The sequence below is a fragment of the Rhizobium sp. SG570 genome (genome assembly GCF_012275345.1).
Lineage (GTDB): Bacteria > Pseudomonadota > Alphaproteobacteria > Rhizobiales > Rhizobiaceae > Rhizobium > Rhizobium lusitanum.
Map to the genome: position 1 here is coordinate 72,878 of NZ_JAAZQI010000015.1, position 17,723 is coordinate 90,600.

Consider the following 17,723-nt stretch of genomic DNA (forward strand, 5'->3'; position numbering starts at 1 on the left):
CTGATCCGAGAACTGACTCCAATATTCGAAGCTTAAATTTAGTTTCAAGTAATTCCGTTGGAAATACAGCGAATCCTAAAATGTAATGCTGGATATTAGCCGAATATCAATCTTTATGGGCGACAATGTATTTAAGTATATTTGAAAATTATACTAAACATGGATTGTGCTTAGTATGTTATGCAATTTCCATTATATGAAAGCTCGTTCGTGAAGAGACCAAAAGCCCGCATCAGACCTATCCGCAGACTTCAGCAGCTATCGCGAAAGCTGATGGCTGATCGAGCCGGGAACTTCGCGACGGTCACGGTCTTGCTTGCGGTTCCCCTGATTGCCGCTGCCGGAATGGCAATAGACATCACCAACGCACTGATGGCCAGAACCGAGCTTTATAATGCGGCGGATGCTGCAGCGCTCGGCGCGATCGCTGACTCGTCGCCAGCGGTCGCCGCCGCGCTGAAGATGACCAGCGACGGCACCGTCAGCGTCGGTCAGGATGATGCACGGAAACTCTTCTTCGGCCAGACGTCCGGCGACCTGCAAAATGTGCCTGTCAACGTGAATATTTCCGTCAACAGGGTTTCGAATGTCGTCAAGTCGACGGTGAACTTCTCGGCCAGCGTGCCGACGACTCTGATGCAGATCATGGGGCAAACCTCGATCCCGATCAGCGGCACGGCTTCCGCGCAATATCAGACTGCAAGCTTCATCGATTTCTACATGTTGTTGGATAACACGCCTTCGATGGGTGTGGGCGCCACTTCGGATGACATCGCGATGATGCAAAAGAACACCACCGACACCTGTGCTTTCGCTTGTCACAATCTGGATACGACTAATAATTATTACAACTTAGCGAAAAGTCTTAATGTCAAGATGCGTATCGATGTGGTACGGCAAGCAACGCAGTCGCTGACGGATACGGCTGTCACCAACCGTTCGACCCCCGACCAGTATCGCATGGCCGTCTACACATTCGGTACCAAGGCGGAAAGCGCGGGTCTGACCAGCGTGTCCGCTCTGTCTTCCGATATGGCTCAGGTTAAGACCTCCACCGGCGCGGTCGATCTGATGACCACGCCCAAACAGAATTACAACAACGACCAGGACACGAGCTTCGACACGATGTTGACGCAGCTCAAGCCGATCGTCGGCACGGGCGGCGGCGGAACGACAAGCTCGGATCGCGCCAAGGTCCTGTTCTTCGTGACCGATGGGGTTGGCGATAGCTACAAGCCCAGCACATGCACCAAGCCGACGACGGGTGGTCGCTGTCAGGAGCCGCTCGATATATCCTTCTGCAAGCCACTGAAGGACCAGAACGTCAAGATTGCCATTCTTTATACGACCTATTTCCCGCTGCCGCAGAATGCTTGGTATAATACCTGGATCGCGCCGTTCCAATCGCAGATCGGCACGAACCTGCAAAACTGCGCGTCGCCCGGCCTCTATTTCGAAGTCAGCCCAACACAGGGTATTTCCGATGCGATGAATGCACTGTTCCTCAAGGTCATTCGGACGCCTCGACTGACAGGCTGACGGGTGCATCCGATGACCGACCAGGTCGTGCCGTCGCACGATTGTCTGCACGCGGCCCCGCATACGAGGGCGGCTCCTGGCTCCAACGCGATAGAACTCGCTCATCATTCGGGTGCTTTGGGTCCGAGACGGAGCCGCTTCTATCGGTCTCTCAAGCGGTTGGCTGCCGCCCGGTCAGAGTATCTCGTGGAGCGCGCAACGGCATATGCCGCTTCGGGCCACGGATGGGCTACGCCGTGACCAGCGTTTTGACCAGGCCTATGATCTTCTGCCGCGTCTTTGTGTCCTTGATCTTAGCAAAGGCGCGATTGAGTTCGGCACCTTCATCAGATGAAAGGAAGCTGACAAGGTCATTCCTGACGCCCATTGCCTCGTTTACCGAAGCATTGGACTCGGCAACCGGGTTGTCGAAGAAATGCGAAATCGACACGCCGAGGCAGTCTGCAACACGCTGCAACCGGCTGGCGCCGACCCGATTTGTGCCCTTCTCATATTTCTGGACCTGCTGAAACGTCACGTTCAGCCCTTCGGCAAGCGCCGTCTGGCTCATGCCCAACATGCGCCGTTGCATCCGGATGCGTCTTCCGACCTCGATATCGATTGGGCTGGGTGGCTTTCGCTTCGACGTATCTTGCATAGACCCTCTTTCTGGCGATGGTGCCGCCCATCGAACTGCGGGGGGTCGACGGGCGGGAGGCCGCGGGATCCTGGACATCATGTCGGCAGAGCCCTCGACTTATGACTGCCGGGTGTCATATGAGACGGCAATGTCAATTCATCCCGGCCGTCGTCACGGCATCCGATTCTTGCGCATTTGGTACAATGTTTGCGCTATCTGAACATTGCGAAGGGCGTCAAGTGGACACCCCTAGCCCGATACGCGGCCTAGTTTGCAGCCGATTCGCGGCCGATTTGCCTTATCGTATCGATAAAGGCCCTGAGTTTTGGCGCCAACTCGGCTCGACGCGGAAAGTATAGAAAGAGGCCGCCCTCGGTGACGGCGTAGTCGGCCAATACATGAACCAGTCGGCCAGCCTGGATGTCCGCTTGCACCAACGGTTCGAAGGCATAGGCAAGTCCGATGCCTGCCAGTGCAAGCTCTATCGCCGAATGCGCTTCTGTCACGATCGCTTGACCGCCGACCGTGACGGCCACATCCCGGCCGTCCTCGACGAATTCCCATTGATAGAGACCTCCGGAGCGGATGAGCCGATAACCAATGCAATTATGATTGGAAAGTTCTCCCAGTGTCGTCGGTCGTCCATGGCGGCTGATATAGGCGGGGGAGGCGACCACGACCGAGCGAAAGGGAGGGGTGAGACGGATCGCCACCATATCCTGAGCAATCATTTCGCCGATACGTATACCGGCGTCGAAGCCCTCGGAGACGATGTCGGTCAGTCGCTCGTCGGAAAAGATTTCCACCTCGACCTCGGGATATCGTTCGGCCATCGCTGCGATCACCCGCGTGACCGCAAGCGGCAGGCAGACGCGCGCGGCATTGATGCGCAAAAGGCCGCTTGGCCTTCCCTTGACGGCGCGGATGCGCTCGATCCGTTCGTGAATATCCTGCAAAGCTGGCGTCACGGTGCCGATCAGGCTCCTGCCTGCTTCTGTCAGCGCCACGCTGCGGGTCGTCCGCGCGAAAAGCGGCTGGCCGAGCCGTTCTTCCACTAATCGGACGGCATGGCTGACAGCAGATGCACTCATCCCCAGTTCACTGGCAGCGGCGGCGAAACCGCCGCGGCGAGCCACGGCGACGATAATGGGAAGGTGAGGCAGCAGATCGCGATCCATTCATGAATCATATCGCACAATGCATGCGAATTAAATGATCTTATCGCAGGGCGGGAAAGGGGGAATCCTGTGCAGGTCAAATCGCCGACGGGCTCCATCGACCATCCGAACGAGGCCGGACGCGGCAATGAGGAGCACATTCATGAGCATGCAATTCTTCACTCTCGGCGATAGCGGCCTGAAAGTAACGCGGCTTGCCCTCGGCACCATGACCTTCGGCACGGAATGGGGCTGGGGGTCGGACAAGGCGACAGCTCGCGCCATCTTCGACGCCTATGTCGAGGCTGGCGGCAATTTCTTCGATACCGCGGATGCCTATACCGGCGGCACGTCGGAAACCTGGCTCGGCGAGTTCATCGCCGAACGCGGACTGCGCGACGAGGCGGTGATCGCGACTAAATTCAGCATGAACCTTCAGGCACACACACCGAACGCCGCCGGCAATGGCCGCAAGAACATACTGCGCGCCGTCGAGGGCTCGCTGAAGCGGCTCAACACCGACCATATCGATCTTTACCTGATGCATTGCTGGGACCGCCTGACACCGCCCGAGGAGGTCATGCGTACGTTTGACGATCTCGTCCGTTCGGGAAAGGTGCTTCACGTCGGCCTGTCGGACGTGCCGGCCTGGTACGCCAGCCGCGCCCAGGCCATTGCCGAACACAGAGGCTATGCGCCAATATCGGCATTGCAGCTCGAATATTCGCTGGCGGAGCGCAATGTCGAGAATGAGTTCATCCCGTTCGGCACGCGCTATGGCGCCGGCATCATGGCGTGGAGCCCGCTGGCGAGCGGCCTTCTGAGCGGCAAGTACCGCCCGAGCGCGGCGGAGCCGACGGGCGGTCGGCTCGAGACCGTGCGAGGGACGACAAATCCGGGCTTTCAGAAATTCAACGAGCGCAACTGGGCAATCGTTGCCGAACTGGAAAAGGTATCCGCCGCGCTTGGGCGCAGCATGGCACAGGTGGCGGTAAACTGGGCAATGACCCAACCGGGCGTGGCCTCGATCATCATCGGCGCCACGAAGCTGGAGCAGCTGAACGACAACCTCGGCGCATTGGATTTCGAGATTCCCTCGGAGTTGCGGCAGAGGCTCGACCATGTCAGCGCCTTCCAGCCGACCTTCCCCTATTCCTTCTTCGGATCTGAGATCCAGGGCGCTATGACCGGCGGTCAGACGGTAGGCGACAAGCCGGCCGGTTATTATCCGGATCTGAATATTTCGGGGAAGTTTGCCGGCGTCAGCTAACGTTGCAGGTTAGGGCCTGCCTTGGGCCGGCAGCGATGCCGGCCCAAAACCGTTATAGTGCCAGAGTCCTTGTTTCCGCCGAGTTCTGCTGCTACTGAGCGCGCCGTAGCCCGTAAGGGCAATGAAATCCGGTCGCAGCCCACCCGGTCAAAACAAGGGATCCTGAATTATGAAGACTATCGTCGTCTGCTCCGGCGGATTGGACTCCGTTTCGCTCGCCCACAAGGTGGCGGCCGAACATCAGCTCATCGGCCTCGTGTCTTTCGATTACGGCCAACGGCATCGCAAGGAAGTGGAATTCGCTGCAGCCTGCGCCAAGCGTCTCGGCGTACCGCATGAGATCATCGACATCACCGCCATCGGCAAGCACCTGACCGGATCGGCGCTCACTGACGACATAGATGTGCCTGATGGGCACTATGCCGAAGAGACCATGAAGGCGACCGTCGTGCCGAACCGCAACGCGATCATGCTCGCAATCGCTTTCGGGCTTGCGGCGGCACAAAAGGCGGATGCCGTCGCTGTCGCTGTCCATGGCGGCGATCACTTCATCTATCCGGATTGCCGGCCGGGCTTCATCGATGCCTTCCAGCAGATGCAGAACCATGCTCTGGAAGGCTATGCCAGCGTCTCGCTCTATGCGCCTTTTGTGACTATTTCGAAGGCGGATATCGTCACGGACGGCGCGCGGCATCAGACGCCCTTCGCCGAAACCTGGTCCTGCTACAAGGGCGGCACTCGCCATTGCGGGCGCTGCGGCACCTGCGTCGAGCGGCGCGAAGCCTTCCATCTTACCGACGTCGAAGACCCCACGGACTACGAGGATCCCGATTTCTGGGTAGCCGCGACGACGGGCTTTTCGGCGCAGGAGGTGAAGTGATGTTCCGCATCACCAAGGAGTTTCATTTCTCCGCCTCGCACCAGCTGGCGCATCTTCCCGACGATCATCAATGCGCGCGGCTGCATGGGCACAACTACATCGTCGTGGTGGAGCTTTCGGCCGCCGAGCTCGACGGCAATGGCTTCGTGCGTGATTATCATGAGCTTCAGCCGCTGAAGCGCTATATCGACGACAATTTCGACCATCGCCATCTGAACGATGTCCTTGGCCATGGCCGCGTCACGTCGGAATGTCTCGCCAGGCATTTCTACGATTGGTGCAAGGCCCGTCTGCCCGAGACGTCGGCGGTGCGCGTCAGCGAGACGCCGAAGACCTGGGCGGAATACCGGCCATGAGCGAGACGCGAATTCGTATCAGCGAAATATTCGGACCGACGATCCAGGGCGAGGGCATCCTGATCGGCCTCCCCACGATTTTCGTGCGCACCGGCGGCTGTGACTACCGCTGTTCCTGGTGCGATACGCTGCATGCGGTCGACAGCGATTATCGCGATCAATGGCGGCCAATGTCGGTCGAGGAGGTCTGGCTGGAGGTGACGAGGCTTTCCGGCGGCAGGCCGCTGACGATATCGCTCTCGGGCGGCAATCCGGCCATCCAGCCACTCGGTCCGCTGATCGCGCGCGGTCATAGGGAAGGCTATCGCTTCGCGCTGGAAACGCAGGGGAGCGTCGCCAAGGAATGGTTCGCCGAGCTCGACACGCTTGTGTTGAGCCCGAAGCCGCCATCAAGCGGCATGGTGACGGATTGGGGCGCCTTCGACGACTGTCTGCGCATGGCGGCGGAAAAGCCGCAGGTCGCGCTGAAGATCGTCGTGTTTGATGATGGCGATTATGCCTATGCGCGCTCGGCTGCCTCTCGCTATCCGCAACTGCCTGTTTACCTGCAGCCCGGTAATCATACGCCGCCGCCGCCCGATGCCGACGATGCTATCGTCGACATCGAGGGTGTCATGGAGCGAATGCGCTGGCTCGTGGACAAGGTCAGCGATGACAGGTGGTTCGAGGCGAGGGTCCTGCCGCAATTGCATGTGCTCATCTGGGGCAACAAGCGCGGTGTCTGAGCAGGGCCGGAGCCGGGGAGGCCTTCGCCTTCTCTTCTGCCGCCGCAACATAACTCACCATTTTCGAACACAGCTTCACGAGGCACCTGCTATTTTCCCCGAGCTTCAACTTTTGGAAAGGCATCGTGTCGGAAAAATCCAATGGCCGAGCATCGGTAGCGCTTGTCACCTTCTCGTGGGAGCTGCATCGCTGACGTGAACGTGGCAGATCAGCGGTCCGGTGAGATAATTTTGTGCGCGAAGGATCGCGCGACCGGCTTTCCAGCGAAGGCAGCGAACCGCGACATGGCGTTTTCCGCATAATCTCATATTCTTATCGTCGAGGACGACACGATATAGCGGGCATGCTGGTCGAGCTCATAACCAGCAACGGTTTCAGGGCAATCTCCGCGTCAAACGCGCTGACATGGATCGCCTGCTTGCGCGCCAAAAGTTCGATCTCATCGTGCTCGATGCAATGCTTCCCGGCGAGGACGGTTTCAGCACCTGCCGGCGGCTGCGCGCGGATCGAACCGTTCCAATCCTTATGCTGACCGCCCTGCACGAGGACGTCGACGGCCTCCAAGGTCGGCATTCGCAAAGGCGCCGATGCTTTGCTGGTGGAGATGAAGTGACCTGATGCCTGCGCTCGCCGCCATCATCCGATCGGCTTGCGCAGTAATTACCCGCACAGCTTCAAGATTTGCTGCGCTCGGAGCTATCGGCGACGTCTTGCGCCGTGCGGTCCGGATCGGCTTCAAAGATCTCCGATAGGGTCTTCAGGATGCGCTGCACGCCCGGATGGTCGCAGGTATAGTATCGGAATTGCGCTTGACGGCGCACCTTGACGATTCCCGACTGATGAAGCCGCGTCAAATGCTGGCTGAGAGCCGATTGCGATATTCCAAGCCTCTTGGCCAGGCTGTTGACGTCCTCCTCGTGATCCGACAGGTGGATACAAACCTCCAGGCGTTTCGGATTGGAGAGTTGGCTTAGAAGATCTGCATGGTAAATGAGGCGCTCATCTTCTTTTGTCTGATCTGAATACATGACGCGACCGATCGTTATTAGCGAAGCTGTTCAATCTTCGAAGGTCAGGCGACATGCGATAATAAACGCGAACGTTGCAAAATTATATTCTGATTTGTTGCAAAACGTTGCGCCCACGCGGAGCAACCGGACCTCCCACTCAGGCCGATTGTCGTTTATCGGCCTTTCGTGACGCGACAACTAGGGCCTGAGCGCAATTTGGGAATATGTGCGCAAGTCGTTTTGCAATTATTCTGTAACAAAATCGAACCGACTGCCTTGTTTTTGACCGGCTTTTGACATCGCACTGCTAATTAAGCGGTTTATCTTCTGCTCTAACGAACAGGAGCTAACATGACCCACAGGGACTTGACGATCGCTGAAGTTCTTGAAGATCCGCTGATCCGCCAGGTCATGCGCGCGGATCGCATATCTGTCGCCGGAATGGCGAACCTGTTGCAGGATGTGGCACTCAGACTGCAGCGCGCGGAGGCGGTCGGGCGCAATGCCGGCCGGGACCTGTCGGTCGGCCCGAAGCCGATGGCTCGCGCTCGCCTGCGTTCCGGCACTCGGGCCGATCTGCGCTGAAACTATGAGTTGCGTGCAGTGATGACAGTCGCCCCGTAATCGGCGATTGTCGTGACAAGGGTTCCATTCCCTGTAGTCGAGTAAACAGGCGCCCACGGTCCAGGATCGACGGCCTGCTTTCCGGCGGTCGCTTATCAAAGTGTCCCGCTGCGGTTGAGCGAAATCGCATACACGCTTGTGGTCGCTGTTATGAACAGCCTGTGCTTGCCGCGCCCGCCGAAGCAAAGGTTGGAAACCGTTTCCGGCACCAGGATCTTGCCCATTACATGCCCGTCCGGCGCGATGCAATGCACGCCGTCGGCCGCCGACGACCAGAGATTGCCGTCGGTGTCGAGCCGCATGCCGTCGGCGCAGCCTGGCGAAATCGCATGGAACACTTCTCCCCCCGATAGGCGCCAGTTTTCGCCGACGCTGAAGACGCGGATGTGCTGCGGATCACCGCTATGCATGCGGCCAGTATCGGCGACATAGAGCTTTTTCTCGTCGGGGCTGAACGCGAGCCCGTTCGGGCAATTGAAGTCCGTCAGCACCGCCTGCATCGCGCCGGAGGGATCGACGCGATAGACGTTGCAGTGCAGTTCCTGCTCGCTTCTATGCCCCTCGTAATCCGTCGCGATACCGTAATGGGGATCTGTGAACCAGATGGCGCCATCCGAGGCGACGATGACATCGTTGGGCGAATTCAGCCGCTTGCCCTCATAGCTGTCGGCGATCACCGTGATCGATCCGTCGAACTCTGTGCGCGTCACGCGCCTGCCGCCGTGCTCGCAGCTGACGAGCCGACCCTGCCGGTCGCGCGTATGGCCGTTGGAGAAATTCGACGGCTCACGAAAGACGCTGGTGCCGACACCCGGGATCCAGCGCATGATGCGATTATTGGGGATATCGGAGAACAGCAGGCAATTCAGGTCTCCGAACCAGACCGGGCCTTCCACCCAGTCGAACCCCGTGGCAATCTGCTTGACGGGAGCGTTGCCGAGGACGAATTTCCCGAAGGCCGGGTCGATGATCTCGAAGAACGACATTGTGACAATACCTCCCATAATGTTACATCGCCTAATCGATGTGTTATCGATAACATATCCAACTCAGTCCGCAAGCAGGGAGGATTGTGCATGAGCCACATTCTGGCGTCGAGTATCTTGAGCGATGAGGGTGTGATGACATTGCTGACGTCCGCAATTTCGGCCGCCGCCGCGATGGGTCAACCGCAATGCATCGTCATCGTCGATCAGAGCGGCGTGACGCTCGGCTCGTTCCGCATGCGCGGCTCGCGTTTCCAGTCGCTGAAAAGCGCGCTTGCCAAGGCGCGGACCGCTGCCTCGATCGGCGCGCCGAGCCATTCCCTGCCTGAGCATGCTAGGTTGCTGCTGGCTGCCGCAACGCAAGGGGAGGCGACGGGATTACGCGGCGGACTGCCGATCCGCTTTTCGGGTACGGTCGTTGGCGGGATCGGTGTCGGATCGGGCTCCGGCGAGCAGGATGAGCAGGTCGCCCTTGCTGCCCTTACGGCGATTGGTGCCGATCTCGAATAAGATGAGCCTGTCGGGTGAGATCCGCCCTCGTCTTGGACGGATATCAGGCCGTTCCTCGTCGGTCAGGCAAAGACGATCTGTGCCTTCATAGCCTTGCTGCGATCCGAGGCGATCTCGAATGCGCTGATCGCATCGGCAAGCGGCACCGAATGGGTGATGAGCGGGCGCACGTCGATCAGGCGCTTGCGCATCAGGTCGACGCCGACGGCAAATTCCTCATGGAAGCGGAAGGAGCCGCGCAGTTCCAGTTCCTTGGCCGTGATCGCCATCATCGGTAGCGTCATGTCGCCGCCGAGACCGAGCTGCACGATAATGCCGCGCGGCCTCAGCGCCGCGATCCCACCGACAAGAGCGGCAGCAGCGCCCGAGCACTCGTAGAGTACATCGAAAGTACCCTTGTCGGCCGAATAGGCGGCAAGGGCCTCAGGCTCGTCCTTGGTGTTCATGATCCTGTCGGCGCCCACCTGCTTTGCGAGCGACAGCGTGAAATCCGAAAGGTCGGTCGCCACGATCTCGGCCGCGCCAGCGCGCCGCGCTGCTAGGATCGACAAAACGCCGATCGGACCGCAACCGGTCACGAGAACCCGCTTGCCGAGCATCTCGCCGGCGCGTCTCGTCGCATGCAGGGTGACGGCAAGCGGCTCTGCCATGGCCGCTTCGCCGGGTGTCAGGCCATTCGCCGGAACGCATTGGATCGCGTCGGCAACCAGCGTCTCGCGAAACGCGCCCTGGATATGCGGAAAGGGCATCGCGCTGCCGTAGAAGCGCATGTTGAGGCACTGATTGTGCAGTCCCTGCTGGCAGTAGCGGCAGGTCCTGCAGGGGCGGGAAGGGGAGACGGCGACGAGCTGGCCGATCTCAAGGCCCTCCACGCCGGACCCGAGTGCAACAACAGTCGCGCTGACCTCATGCCCAAGGATCATCGGCTGCTTCAAGCGAACGGTGCCGAAGCCGCCATGATGATAATAATGTAGGTCGCTGCCGCAGACCCCGCCGGTCGCCAGTCTCAGCTTGACCTCTCCAGCGCCCGGTTCCTCCTCCGGATACTCCTCGATCCGCACATCCTTGGCGGCGTGAGCGACGATGGCCTTCATGTCTTTCTCCTCAAAGAACGGGTGTGGGCAGCGGCTGGCCGGCAAAGTGTGCGGTGAGATTGTCGCGCACGAGCTGGCCCATGGCCTTGCGCGTCTCGATCGTGCCGGAGGCATGATGCGGCTGCAGCAGCACATTGTCGAGCGCCAGAAAGCGTGGGTTGAGCTTTGGCTCGCCTTCGAAGACGTCGAGCGCCGCCGATCCCAGCTTGCCGGTCTCGAGCGCCTCGAGGAGGGCTTCCTCATCGATATTGGAGGCTCTGGATATATTGATCAGCATACCCTCCGGCCCGAGCGCCTCAATCACCTCACGTCCGACGATATGGCGGGTCGCGGCCGATGCAGCAAGCGTCACGAACAGGAAATTAGATTGCCGTGCCAGTTCAACGGGATCGGCCACGAACTTCATGTCGGATGCGAAAGATTTCGCCTCGACATCGGAATAGGCGATCTGCAGGTCGAAGCCTTTCAGGCGCTTGGCGACCTCGAAACCGATGCGGCCGAGGCCGAGCACGCCGGCGCGCCGTCCCCAGACGCGGCGTTTGAGGGGATAGAGACCCTTCTCAGCCCAACTGCCGTCGCGCACCCATGTTTCAGCGCCCAGCATGCCGCGCGACTGGCACAGCATCATGGCGACACCCAGATCGGCGACGTCATTGGTCAACACATCAGGCGTATTCGTGACACGGATGCCACGTTCGCGGCAGGCCTGCAGATCGACTGCGTCGAAGCCGACGCCATAGACCGAGATTAGCTGCAGATTGGGGCAGGCTTCGATCATGCCGCGATTGGCGCCAAGTTCACCGCGTGTCGCGATCGCCTTGATCGATGGGCCGACCTCGGCCAGAAGCTTGGCTTTGTCGGTAGCCTCGAAATAACGATGGACCTGAAACGCCGCATCGAGCGGTTCCTGATCCCATTGCGGATAAGGCCCGATCTGCAGGATTGGCGGCTTGTCCATCTTTCGTCTCCTCACTTGACATCGAATGTTATCGATAACATAAACAGGGAGAACAGTCTTTGTCGAGATAAAAAACGGAGGAAACCGTGTCTCTTGGCCTCTTCGATCTGAACGGGCGGCGCGCCCTGATTACCGGTTCATCGCAAGGTATCGGGCTTGCGCTCGCCAAGGGATTGGCGGCGGCGGGCGCCGAACTGGTGCTCAATGGCCGCGACGAGGAAAAGCTCGCCAAGGCGGCGGGTAGCTTCGACGGCAAGGTACATATTCTGCCATTCGATGCCACGGATCATGAGGCCGCGCGCCGCGCGGTGGATGCTTTCGAGGCGGACAAGGGCGCGATCGACATCCTGGTCAACAATGCCGGCATGCAGTTCCGCACGCCGCTGGAAGATTTCCCCGCAGACGCCTTCGAACGGCTGCTGCGCACCAATATATCGAGCGTCTTCAATGTCGGTCAGGCCGTCGCGCGCCATATGATCAAGCGCGGCGCCGGCAAGATCATCAACATTGCCAGCGTCCAGACGGCGCTGGCACGGCCGTCGATCGCGCCTTATACGGCAACCAAGGGCGCCGTCGGCAATCTCACCAAGGGCATGGCGACGGATTGGGCCAAATACGGTCTGCAGTGCAACGCCATCGCCCCCGGCTATTTCGACACGCCATTGAATGCGGCGCTCGTCGCCGACGCCGATTTTTCCGCGTGGCTCGAAAAGCGCACGCCGGCCGGCCGTTGGGGGCAGGTCGAAGAACTGGTCGGCGCCTGCATTTTCCTGGCGTCCGACGCATCCTCCTTTGTCAACGGTCATGTGCTTTATGTCGATGGCGGCATCACAGCCTCGCTCTGATAAGGGGCAGCCACGCCGCTTCGTCGTCATGGGCGTCAGCGGCTGTGGTAAGTCCTCGGTCGGTGCAGCACTCGCTGCTCGTCTTGCTGGTGCCTATGTCGATGGAGACGACCTGCATCCGCCGGCCAATGTCGCCAAGATGAGCGCCGGCATCCCGTTGAACGACGCTGATCGCTGGCCATGGCTCGACAGGGTCGGCGCGCGCCTGGCACTGGCGGACGATACGGCGCTGATCGGATGCTCAGCCCTGAAGCGCGTCTATCGCGATCGGATCCGCTCCCTCGTCGGCGCGCCGGTTTCCTTCATCCATCTCGACGGCACGAAGGAGACCATCCTTCGGCGCCTGGAGGCGCGGCGGGATCATTTCATGCCGTCTGCCTTGCTGGAGAGCCAGTTTGCAGCACTTGAGCCGCCCGGTGCAGACGAGCAAGCTATCACTGTCAATATCGACCAGCCGCTGGATATGGTCGTGGCGGCGATCATCGCCGCATTGGAGGAGGAGCAGTTATGAGCAACAAGGTGGCGCTGATCGGCGCCGGTGCGATGGGCGGTGCCATTGGCGCCCGCCTGGTGCAGACTGGCAACGAGTTGACGGTTTTCGATCTCGACAAGGAGAAGGTGGCCGCGCTCACAGCCAAGGGTGCACATGCCGCCGACAGTGCCGCAGCGGCAGCCGCGGCATCAGATTTCGTCATCCTGAGCCTGAATTCGCCGAAGGTCGTCCACAGCGCGGTATTCGGGCCGGGTGGGGTTGCCGAAGGGGCGCAGCGCGGAACCTTGATCATCGATATGTCGTCGATCGATCCGGATGCGACAAAGGCGCTCGCCGGCGAAGCGGCGGAGAAGGGGTTGCGCTGGGTAGACAGTCCACTCTCCGGCGGCGCTCCGAAGGCGCTGATCGGACAGTTGACCTTGATGGCGGGTGGTGACGCAGAGGACGTCTCGGATGCCCATCAGGTGCTGCGCCATGTCGCATCGAACTACACCCATATGGGGCCGGTCGGCGCGGGTCAGACGACCAAACTCATCAATCAGGTCCTCTGCGCATTGAATTTTCTGGCGGTTGCGGAGGCAACGCAACTGGCGCTCGACGCTGGTGTGGATGCCGCCAAGATCCCGCAGGCATTGAAGGGCGGTCGGGCCGACAGCGCCATTCTTCAGGAATATATGCCGCGCTATGTGACCAAGGATTATCGCCGCACCGGCCGGATCGACAACATGGTCAAGGATCTGAACGGCGCCCAGGATCTTGCCCGACGCACCAACACCGCCATGCCGCTGACGGCTGTCTGCGCCGAGATACATCGCATGCTGACGGCCGCCGGCCTCGGCGGCGAGGACCAGGCTGCATTGATGGAATTCTTCAAGGGACCGAACAAGGAAATCGCCGGATGATCACCCGATACGCATTATTCGAAGGCAAGGTCAGGGAAGGCGAAGCGGAGGCCTTTCGCGCCGCCGTCATGGAGACGATCCTGCCGAAATGGAAGCAGTTTCCCGGTGCGCTCGACGTACGCGTTACCTTTGCCGAAGCGCGTGACGAGGGGGCTCCGGAATTTCCGATGATCCTCGCCGTCAACTATCCGGATCTGGCGGCTGTCGAGGCTGCCCTTGCCAGCCCCGTGCGTACCGAAGCGCGGGCGGCAACTGAAGCCGTGCTGTCACGCTTCTTCGAAGGGCGCATTCATCATCACGTGACACTCGCCCATGAGTTCCAGCTATAGGCCAATCTCCTGAGACAATCGTTACGCGGGGCCGAAAGGCTCCGCATTTCTCATCGTCTGGATGGACGAAAGACGCACTTGCTATTAGCGGGGAAGCCATATTACTCTCATGGTAACGATAACATAAGGCCATTGATGAGTAGCAATCGCAAACCGCCCACTATGGCAGACATAGCCCGCGTCATGGGAGTTTCTCCGATGACGGTGTCTCGTGCGTTCAAGGCGGACAGTCTAGTCAGCCCGGAGACCCGGGAAGCGATTCTGAAGGCGGCGGAAGATCTGGGTTATGTTTTCGACAGCACGGCCTCCAACCTGCGTTCGCAAAAGTCCGATTTTGTCGCCGTCACCATTCCCTCCATCAACAACGCCAATTTCGCCGACACGGTCGGCGGCCTTTCCGACACGCTGGCCAAGCGGGGAATGCAGATCCTGCTTGGCTATACGAACTACGATATCGATGAGGAGGAGCGGCTGATCGAGCAGCTTCTGCGCCGCAAGCCGCAGGCTCTCGTGGTGACCGGTGGCTCGCACACGGCGCGAGCGCGCCGGCTTCTACAGACGGTGGCCATTCCGATCATCGAAACCTGGGATATTCCAGCCGATCCAATCGACCACTTTGTCGGTTTTTCCAACACGGCGGTCATGCGCGATATGGTCGACCACTTCGTCGCCTCGGGCTGTCGGCGTATCGCCTTTATCGGTGGCGACGTTCAGCGGGATTCGCGCGGCAGCGAGCGTCGACTTGGCTTCATTGCAGCGATGCAGGCGCATGGCCTCGACGCTTCGAGACTGATCGCCGCTGGGCCTCCGCCAATTTCAATGCGCGAGGGCGCCAATGCCATGGCGAAGCTGATCGAGATCTATCCCGACACAGAGGCGGTCGTTTGCGTTTCCGACCTTGCCGCTTATGGCGCGCTGACGGAATGTCGCCGGCTGGGCGTCCCCGTGCCGGAGCGCTTTTCCATCGGTGGGTTCGGCAATTATGAAATCGGTGAGGTATGCGTACCGACGCTGACGACGATCAATGCCTTTGCCAGGGAAATCGGCGAGCAAACCGCCCAGCTGATCCTCGATATTCTCGACAATGCGCAGCCGGTCGGCAATGTCAGGATTTCAACTCAACTGATCGTCCGTGATAGCAGCCGTCAGCTTCAGCTTGTCCCTTAAGTGAAACGGCGCGGCCCGAAGACCGCGCCATTTCCGCGCAACTGGGATCATTTGCCCCAGATCTTCTTGTACTGATCTCTGTAGCCGTTATCCGGATCGAAGCTGTTCTTCGGGCCGCCGTCGGACTGTATGTTATCGGATGTCACCACATGCAGCGGCGACAGATATCCGGACCACTTCTCGCCGGAAAGGGCGCGATTGAGCTCGTCGACCAGCTGCCAGCCCTGGAGATTGAGCGGCTCCGCCACGGTCACTTTCTGATACTGGCCGGCGCGGATGCGCTCATAGGCTGATTGCGAGCCATCGCCGGCGGCGACGTTGATCGGCGCATCGGTTCCGCCCTTGCCGGCTGAGGCGAGCGAAGGACCCATGAAGTCGAAATAGAGGTCGTTGATGGCAAGCGAATGGGTCCAGCTGTCTCCATATTTCTGCAGCAGCGACGTGGTCAGCTGCGGCATGCGCTGTGACGTCTCGGCGATCGGCGTGTCGACATATTCCAGCACCTTGCCGCCCAGGCGTTCAATCTCGACCTTCATCCTGTCGGCCTTGGCAATGGCGATCGCATAGGTCGAGTCCGTGAAGATGATCACGCCCGGCTTGCCCTTGGCATCGACGAAGGCCCAGTCGGCGGCCGCCTTCGAGACTTCCATGGCATCGGTGCTGACATTGGCGAACAATCCGTTCTTGTCGTCGGGGCCGATCACCGGGCCTGCGTGCCAAGCAACCAGCGGGATCTTGGCAGCCTTTGCCTCTTCAAGCGCCGGTGCCTGCTCGACCGCATCAAAGCCGTCGATGATGATGCCGTCGGGCTTGAGCGCCATGGCCTGACCGAAAGCGGCCGTGCGTCCGCCGATCGAACCCGCGCCATCGAGAACCTTCACTTGCCAGCCGATGGCCTTGGCGGCTTCCTCGACGCCGTTGCTGACGCCGAGAATGCCGCCGTTCTTCAGATCGCCAGCGAGAACGACAATCGTCTTGCCCGCTTGCGCCTTCGGGCCGGTCGCCGGGCCGTCCCACTTGGTGACCGCCGTTGCGTATTTGTCCACAACGGCTTTCGCATCCACCATCGGATCGGCATAGGCATGGCTGGCGCACAACACGAATACGGCTGTCGTTGCCTGCAGGAATTGTCTGCGTTTCATTTCGTCTCCTCCCATTGGATGTTCAAACTGAGCTAATGTTCATTTCTCCGCTGGTGCGGCGGACAATTGCGGCTTCTGGACCGGGGCCATGCGCCCGGCGTGACTGCGCCGGCGCTGCGCATATCCGGCAATGCCGATGGCAACGAGCAGGGTGACACCATTGAACAGCGGCTCGACATAGAAGGAGCCGCCGAACTGCTGGATGCCGGCGATGCCGACCGCCAGGATGATGACGCCGATCATCGTGCCCCAGACGTTGACGCGGCCGGGCTTGATCGTGGTAGAGCCGAGAAACGCACCGACCAGCGCCGGCAAAAGATATTCAAGCCCGACGCTTGCCTGCCCGATGCGCAGCTTGGAGGCGAGCAGGACGCCGGCAACGGCGGCAAGCGTGCCCGAGGTGACGAAGGCGCCGATGACGAAGCGGCGGACCGGGATGCCGTTCAGGGCAGCGGCCTTCGGGTTGGCGCCGATGGCATAGATGTAACGGCCGATCGGCAGATATTCGAGGACGATCCACATCACGAAGGCAAGCACGAGGACATAGATGCCGGTGATTGGCAGGCCGAATACCATGGTGCCGTTCAGTGCATAGAAACCCTGCGGCAGCATGCCGACCACCTGTCGGCCACCAGTATGCCAGAGCGCGATGGCATAAAGCACGGTGCCGGTGCCGAGCGTTGCGATGAAGCTGTCGATCTTGGCGATTTCCACCAGGAGCCCGTTCAGGAAGCCGGTAAAGGCGCCGAGCAGGATGACGATAAGCACCGCGACGGGCCAGGGTAGGCCGAACATCGTCTGCAGGCTGATCGCGAGCACATGCCAGAGCACGATGCCGTAGCCGATCGTCAGGTCGATGCGGCCCGCCGCCATCGGGATCATCGCCGCGAGCGACAGGATCGCGATAATGGTCTTGTCGGAAATGATCGAGCGCAGATTAAGCATGGTCGGGAAGGTCTGCGGCAGCAGAATGGAAAACAACAGGATCAGCAGGGCCGTCAGGATGACGAGGCCGTAGACCGGCAGAAGACGCTGGATTTTCTGGCCGAAGCTCATTGCCGACAGCTCGGAGCGTGTGGGTTCGAGCGCATTGGATTCGATCGATTGCATGGTTTT

Annotated in this window: 20 protein-coding genes and 1 pseudogene; 13 read left to right on the forward strand and 8 right to left on the reverse strand. The window is 60.1% G+C overall.

The genetic code is table 11. The annotated features are described in order from the left end of the window. Positions 1-273: 273 nt before the first annotated feature. Positions 274-1,539, forward strand: coding sequence for a pilus assembly protein TadG-related protein (locus FHT28_RS26250; RefSeq protein WP_168597789.1), 1,266 nt, complete (start codon positions 274-276; stop codon positions 1,537-1,539). A 229-nt stretch (positions 1,540-1,768) separates the two neighbouring features. Here FHT28_RS26250 and FHT28_RS26255 read toward each other — a convergent pair whose 3' ends face one another. Both FHT28_RS26255 and FHT28_RS26260 read right to left on the reverse strand, forming a co-directional pair. Next, positions 1,769-2,176: a helix-turn-helix transcriptional regulator gene (locus FHT28_RS26255; RefSeq protein ID WP_168597790.1), complete on the reverse strand. Its 408-nt coding sequence runs from the start codon at positions 2,174-2,176 to the stop codon at positions 1,769-1,771. A gap of 248 nt (positions 2,177-2,424) precedes the next feature. Next, on the reverse strand, positions 2,425-3,336 hold the full coding sequence (locus FHT28_RS26260; RefSeq protein WP_168597791.1) for a LysR family transcriptional regulator: 912 nt from the start codon (positions 3,334-3,336) through the stop codon (positions 2,425-2,427). A gap of 142 nt (positions 3,337-3,478) precedes the next feature. Between FHT28_RS26260 and FHT28_RS26265 the strand changes: the two genes are divergently transcribed. The 5 genes and pseudogenes from FHT28_RS26265 to FHT28_RS26285 all read left to right on the forward strand — a co-directional run. Next, positions 3,479-4,585, forward strand: a complete 1,107-nt coding sequence (locus FHT28_RS26265) for an aldo/keto reductase (protein WP_168597792.1) — start codon at positions 3,479-3,481, stop codon at positions 4,583-4,585. Between the two features lie 169 nt (positions 4,586-4,754). Beyond that, entirely contained in the window at positions 4,755-5,465 is a 711-nt protein-coding gene (gene queC / locus FHT28_RS26270) for a 7-cyano-7-deazaguanine synthase QueC (protein ID WP_168597793.1), read from the forward strand. Continuing rightward, a complete protein-coding gene (queD, locus tag FHT28_RS26275) occupies positions 5,465-5,821 on the forward strand; it encodes a 6-carboxytetrahydropterin synthase QueD (RefSeq protein ID WP_037199635.1) in 357 nt (118 codons plus the stop codon). The genes queC and queD overlap by 1 nt, the downstream gene beginning before the upstream one ends. After that, the gene (gene queE / locus FHT28_RS26280; RefSeq protein ID WP_168597794.1) at positions 5,818-6,546 is read left to right on the forward strand and encodes a 7-carboxy-7-deazaguanine synthase QueE; all 729 of its coding nucleotides are present in this window, start codon (positions 5,818-5,820) and stop codon (positions 6,544-6,546) included. The genes queD and queE overlap by 4 nt, the downstream gene beginning before the upstream one ends. 309 nt (positions 6,547-6,855) lie before the next feature. Continuing rightward, positions 6,856-7,102, forward strand: a pseudogene (locus tag FHT28_RS26285) (response regulator); the annotation flags it as partial. 119 nt (positions 7,103-7,221) lie between these two features. Here the strand turns inward: FHT28_RS26285 and FHT28_RS26290 are convergent. Beyond that, on the reverse strand, positions 7,222-7,575 hold the full coding sequence (locus tag FHT28_RS26290) for a metalloregulator ArsR/SmtB family transcription factor (RefSeq protein WP_051964083.1): 354 nt from the start codon (positions 7,573-7,575) through the stop codon (positions 7,222-7,224). Positions 7,576-7,908: 333 nt separating this feature from the next. Here FHT28_RS26290 and FHT28_RS26295 point away from each other — a divergent pair, with 333 nt between their 5' ends. After that, a complete protein-coding gene (locus FHT28_RS26295; RefSeq protein ID WP_168597745.1) occupies positions 7,909-8,142 on the forward strand; it encodes a hypothetical protein in 234 nt (77 codons plus the stop codon). 134 nt (positions 8,143-8,276) lie between these two features. Here FHT28_RS26295 and FHT28_RS26300 read toward each other — a convergent pair whose 3' ends face one another. Further along, positions 8,277-9,167, reverse strand: a complete 891-nt coding sequence (locus FHT28_RS26300; protein ID WP_168597795.1) for an SMP-30/gluconolactonase/LRE family protein — start codon at positions 9,165-9,167, stop codon at positions 8,277-8,279. 90 nt (positions 9,168-9,257) lie between these two features. On the opposite strand from FHT28_RS26300, the gene FHT28_RS26305 reads away from it, so the two are divergent. Further along, positions 9,258-9,677 carry a heme-binding protein gene (locus tag FHT28_RS26305; protein WP_113108452.1) on the forward strand — a complete coding sequence of 140 codons (420 nt, stop codon included), beginning with the start codon at positions 9,258-9,260 and terminating at the stop codon, positions 9,675-9,677. Positions 9,678-9,739: 62 nt separating this feature from the next. Here FHT28_RS26305 and FHT28_RS26310 read toward each other — a convergent pair whose 3' ends face one another. Continuing rightward, positions 9,740-10,771 carry an L-idonate 5-dehydrogenase gene (locus FHT28_RS26310; RefSeq protein ID WP_168597796.1) on the reverse strand — a complete coding sequence of 344 codons (1,032 nt, stop codon included), beginning with the start codon at positions 10,769-10,771 and terminating at the stop codon, positions 9,740-9,742. A 10-nt stretch (positions 10,772-10,781) separates the two neighbouring features. After that, positions 10,782-11,729: a 2-hydroxyacid dehydrogenase gene (locus tag FHT28_RS26315; protein ID WP_168597797.1), complete on the reverse strand. Its 948-nt coding sequence runs from the start codon at positions 11,727-11,729 to the stop codon at positions 10,782-10,784. 86 nt (positions 11,730-11,815) lie between these two features. Here FHT28_RS26315 and FHT28_RS26320 point away from each other — a divergent pair, with 86 nt between their 5' ends. The 5 genes from FHT28_RS26320 (at position 11,816) to FHT28_RS26340 (ending at position 15,465) form a co-directional block, all read left to right on the forward strand. Next, the gene (locus FHT28_RS26320; protein WP_168597798.1) at positions 11,816-12,574 is read left to right on the forward strand and encodes an SDR family oxidoreductase; all 759 of its coding nucleotides are present in this window, start codon (positions 11,816-11,818) and stop codon (positions 12,572-12,574) included. Continuing rightward, positions 12,543-13,085, forward strand: a complete 543-nt coding sequence (locus tag FHT28_RS26325) for a gluconokinase (RefSeq protein ID WP_168597799.1) — start codon at positions 12,543-12,545, stop codon at positions 13,083-13,085. The genes FHT28_RS26320 and FHT28_RS26325 overlap by 32 nt, the downstream gene beginning before the upstream one ends. Next, a complete protein-coding gene (locus FHT28_RS26330; RefSeq protein WP_168597800.1) occupies positions 13,082-13,969 on the forward strand; it encodes an NAD(P)-dependent oxidoreductase in 888 nt (295 codons plus the stop codon). The genes FHT28_RS26325 and FHT28_RS26330 overlap by 4 nt, the downstream gene beginning before the upstream one ends. After that, complete coding sequence (locus FHT28_RS26335) at positions 13,966-14,298, forward strand: hypothetical protein (protein WP_034511374.1); 333 nt, start codon at positions 13,966-13,968, stop codon at positions 14,296-14,298. The genes FHT28_RS26330 and FHT28_RS26335 overlap by 4 nt, the downstream gene beginning before the upstream one ends. A gap of 135 nt (positions 14,299-14,433) precedes the next feature. Then, on the forward strand, positions 14,434-15,465 hold the full coding sequence (locus FHT28_RS26340) for a LacI family DNA-binding transcriptional regulator (protein WP_168597801.1): 1,032 nt from the start codon (positions 14,434-14,436) through the stop codon (positions 15,463-15,465). Positions 15,466-15,512: 47 nt separating this feature from the next. Here FHT28_RS26340 and FHT28_RS26345 read toward each other — a convergent pair whose 3' ends face one another. Together FHT28_RS26345 and FHT28_RS26350 are read right to left on the reverse strand one after the other, a co-directional pair. After that, complete coding sequence (locus tag FHT28_RS26345) at positions 15,513-16,607, reverse strand: substrate-binding domain-containing protein (protein ID WP_113108458.1); 1,095 nt, start codon at positions 16,605-16,607, stop codon at positions 15,513-15,515. A gap of 39 nt (positions 16,608-16,646) precedes the next feature. Beyond that, positions 16,647-17,717, reverse strand: a complete 1,071-nt coding sequence (locus tag FHT28_RS26350; protein WP_047561521.1) for an ABC transporter permease — start codon at positions 17,715-17,717, stop codon at positions 16,647-16,649. Positions 17,718-17,723: the final 6 nt, after the last annotated feature.

Coding starts and splice junctions, on each gene's coding strand:
- FHT28_RS26300 (WP_168597795.1), bottom strand. CDS start 9,167: ATGTCGTTCTTCGAGATCATCGACCCGGCCTTCGGGAAATTCGTCCTC.
- queE (WP_168597794.1), top strand. CDS start 5,818: ATGAGCGAGACGCGAATTCGTATCAGCGAAATATTCGGACCGACGATC.
- FHT28_RS26250 (WP_168597789.1), top strand. CDS start 274: ATGGCTGATCGAGCCGGGAACTTCGCGACGGTCACGGTCTTGCTTGCG.
- FHT28_RS26260 (WP_168597791.1), bottom strand. CDS start 3,336: ATGGATCGCGATCTGCTGCCTCACCTTCCCATTATCGTCGCCGTGGCT.
- FHT28_RS26330 (WP_168597800.1), top strand. CDS start 13,082: ATGAGCAACAAGGTGGCGCTGATCGGCGCCGGTGCGATGGGCGGTGCC.
- FHT28_RS26345 (WP_113108458.1), bottom strand. CDS start 16,607: ATGAAACGCAGACAATTCCTGCAGGCAACGACAGCCGTATTCGTGTTG.
- queD (WP_037199635.1), top strand. CDS start 5,465: ATGTTCCGCATCACCAAGGAGTTTCATTTCTCCGCCTCGCACCAGCTG.
- FHT28_RS26305 (WP_113108452.1), top strand. CDS start 9,258: ATGAGCCACATTCTGGCGTCGAGTATCTTGAGCGATGAGGGTGTGATG.
- FHT28_RS26290 (WP_051964083.1), bottom strand. CDS start 7,575: ATGTATTCAGATCAGACAAAAGAAGATGAGCGCCTCATTTACCATGCA.
- FHT28_RS26315 (WP_168597797.1), bottom strand. CDS start 11,729: ATGGACAAGCCGCCAATCCTGCAGATCGGGCCTTATCCGCAATGGGAT.
- FHT28_RS26350 (WP_047561521.1), bottom strand. CDS start 17,717: ATGCAATCGATCGAATCCAATGCGCTCGAACCCACACGCTCCGAGCTG.
- FHT28_RS26295 (WP_168597745.1), top strand. CDS start 7,909: ATGACCCACAGGGACTTGACGATCGCTGAAGTTCTTGAAGATCCGCTG.
- FHT28_RS26340 (WP_168597801.1), top strand. CDS start 14,434: ATGAGTAGCAATCGCAAACCGCCCACTATGGCAGACATAGCCCGCGTC.
- FHT28_RS26255 (WP_168597790.1), bottom strand. CDS start 2,176: ATGCAAGATACGTCGAAGCGAAAGCCACCCAGCCCAATCGATATCGAG.
- FHT28_RS26325 (WP_168597799.1), top strand. CDS start 12,543: ATGTCGATGGCGGCATCACAGCCTCGCTCTGATAAGGGGCAGCCACGC.
- FHT28_RS26265 (WP_168597792.1), top strand. CDS start 3,479: ATGAGCATGCAATTCTTCACTCTCGGCGATAGCGGCCTGAAAGTAACG.
- FHT28_RS26310 (WP_168597796.1), bottom strand. CDS start 10,771: ATGAAGGCCATCGTCGCTCACGCCGCCAAGGATGTGCGGATCGAGGAG.
- queC (WP_168597793.1), top strand. CDS start 4,755: ATGAAGACTATCGTCGTCTGCTCCGGCGGATTGGACTCCGTTTCGCTC.
- FHT28_RS26335 (WP_034511374.1), top strand. CDS start 13,966: ATGATCACCCGATACGCATTATTCGAAGGCAAGGTCAGGGAAGGCGAA.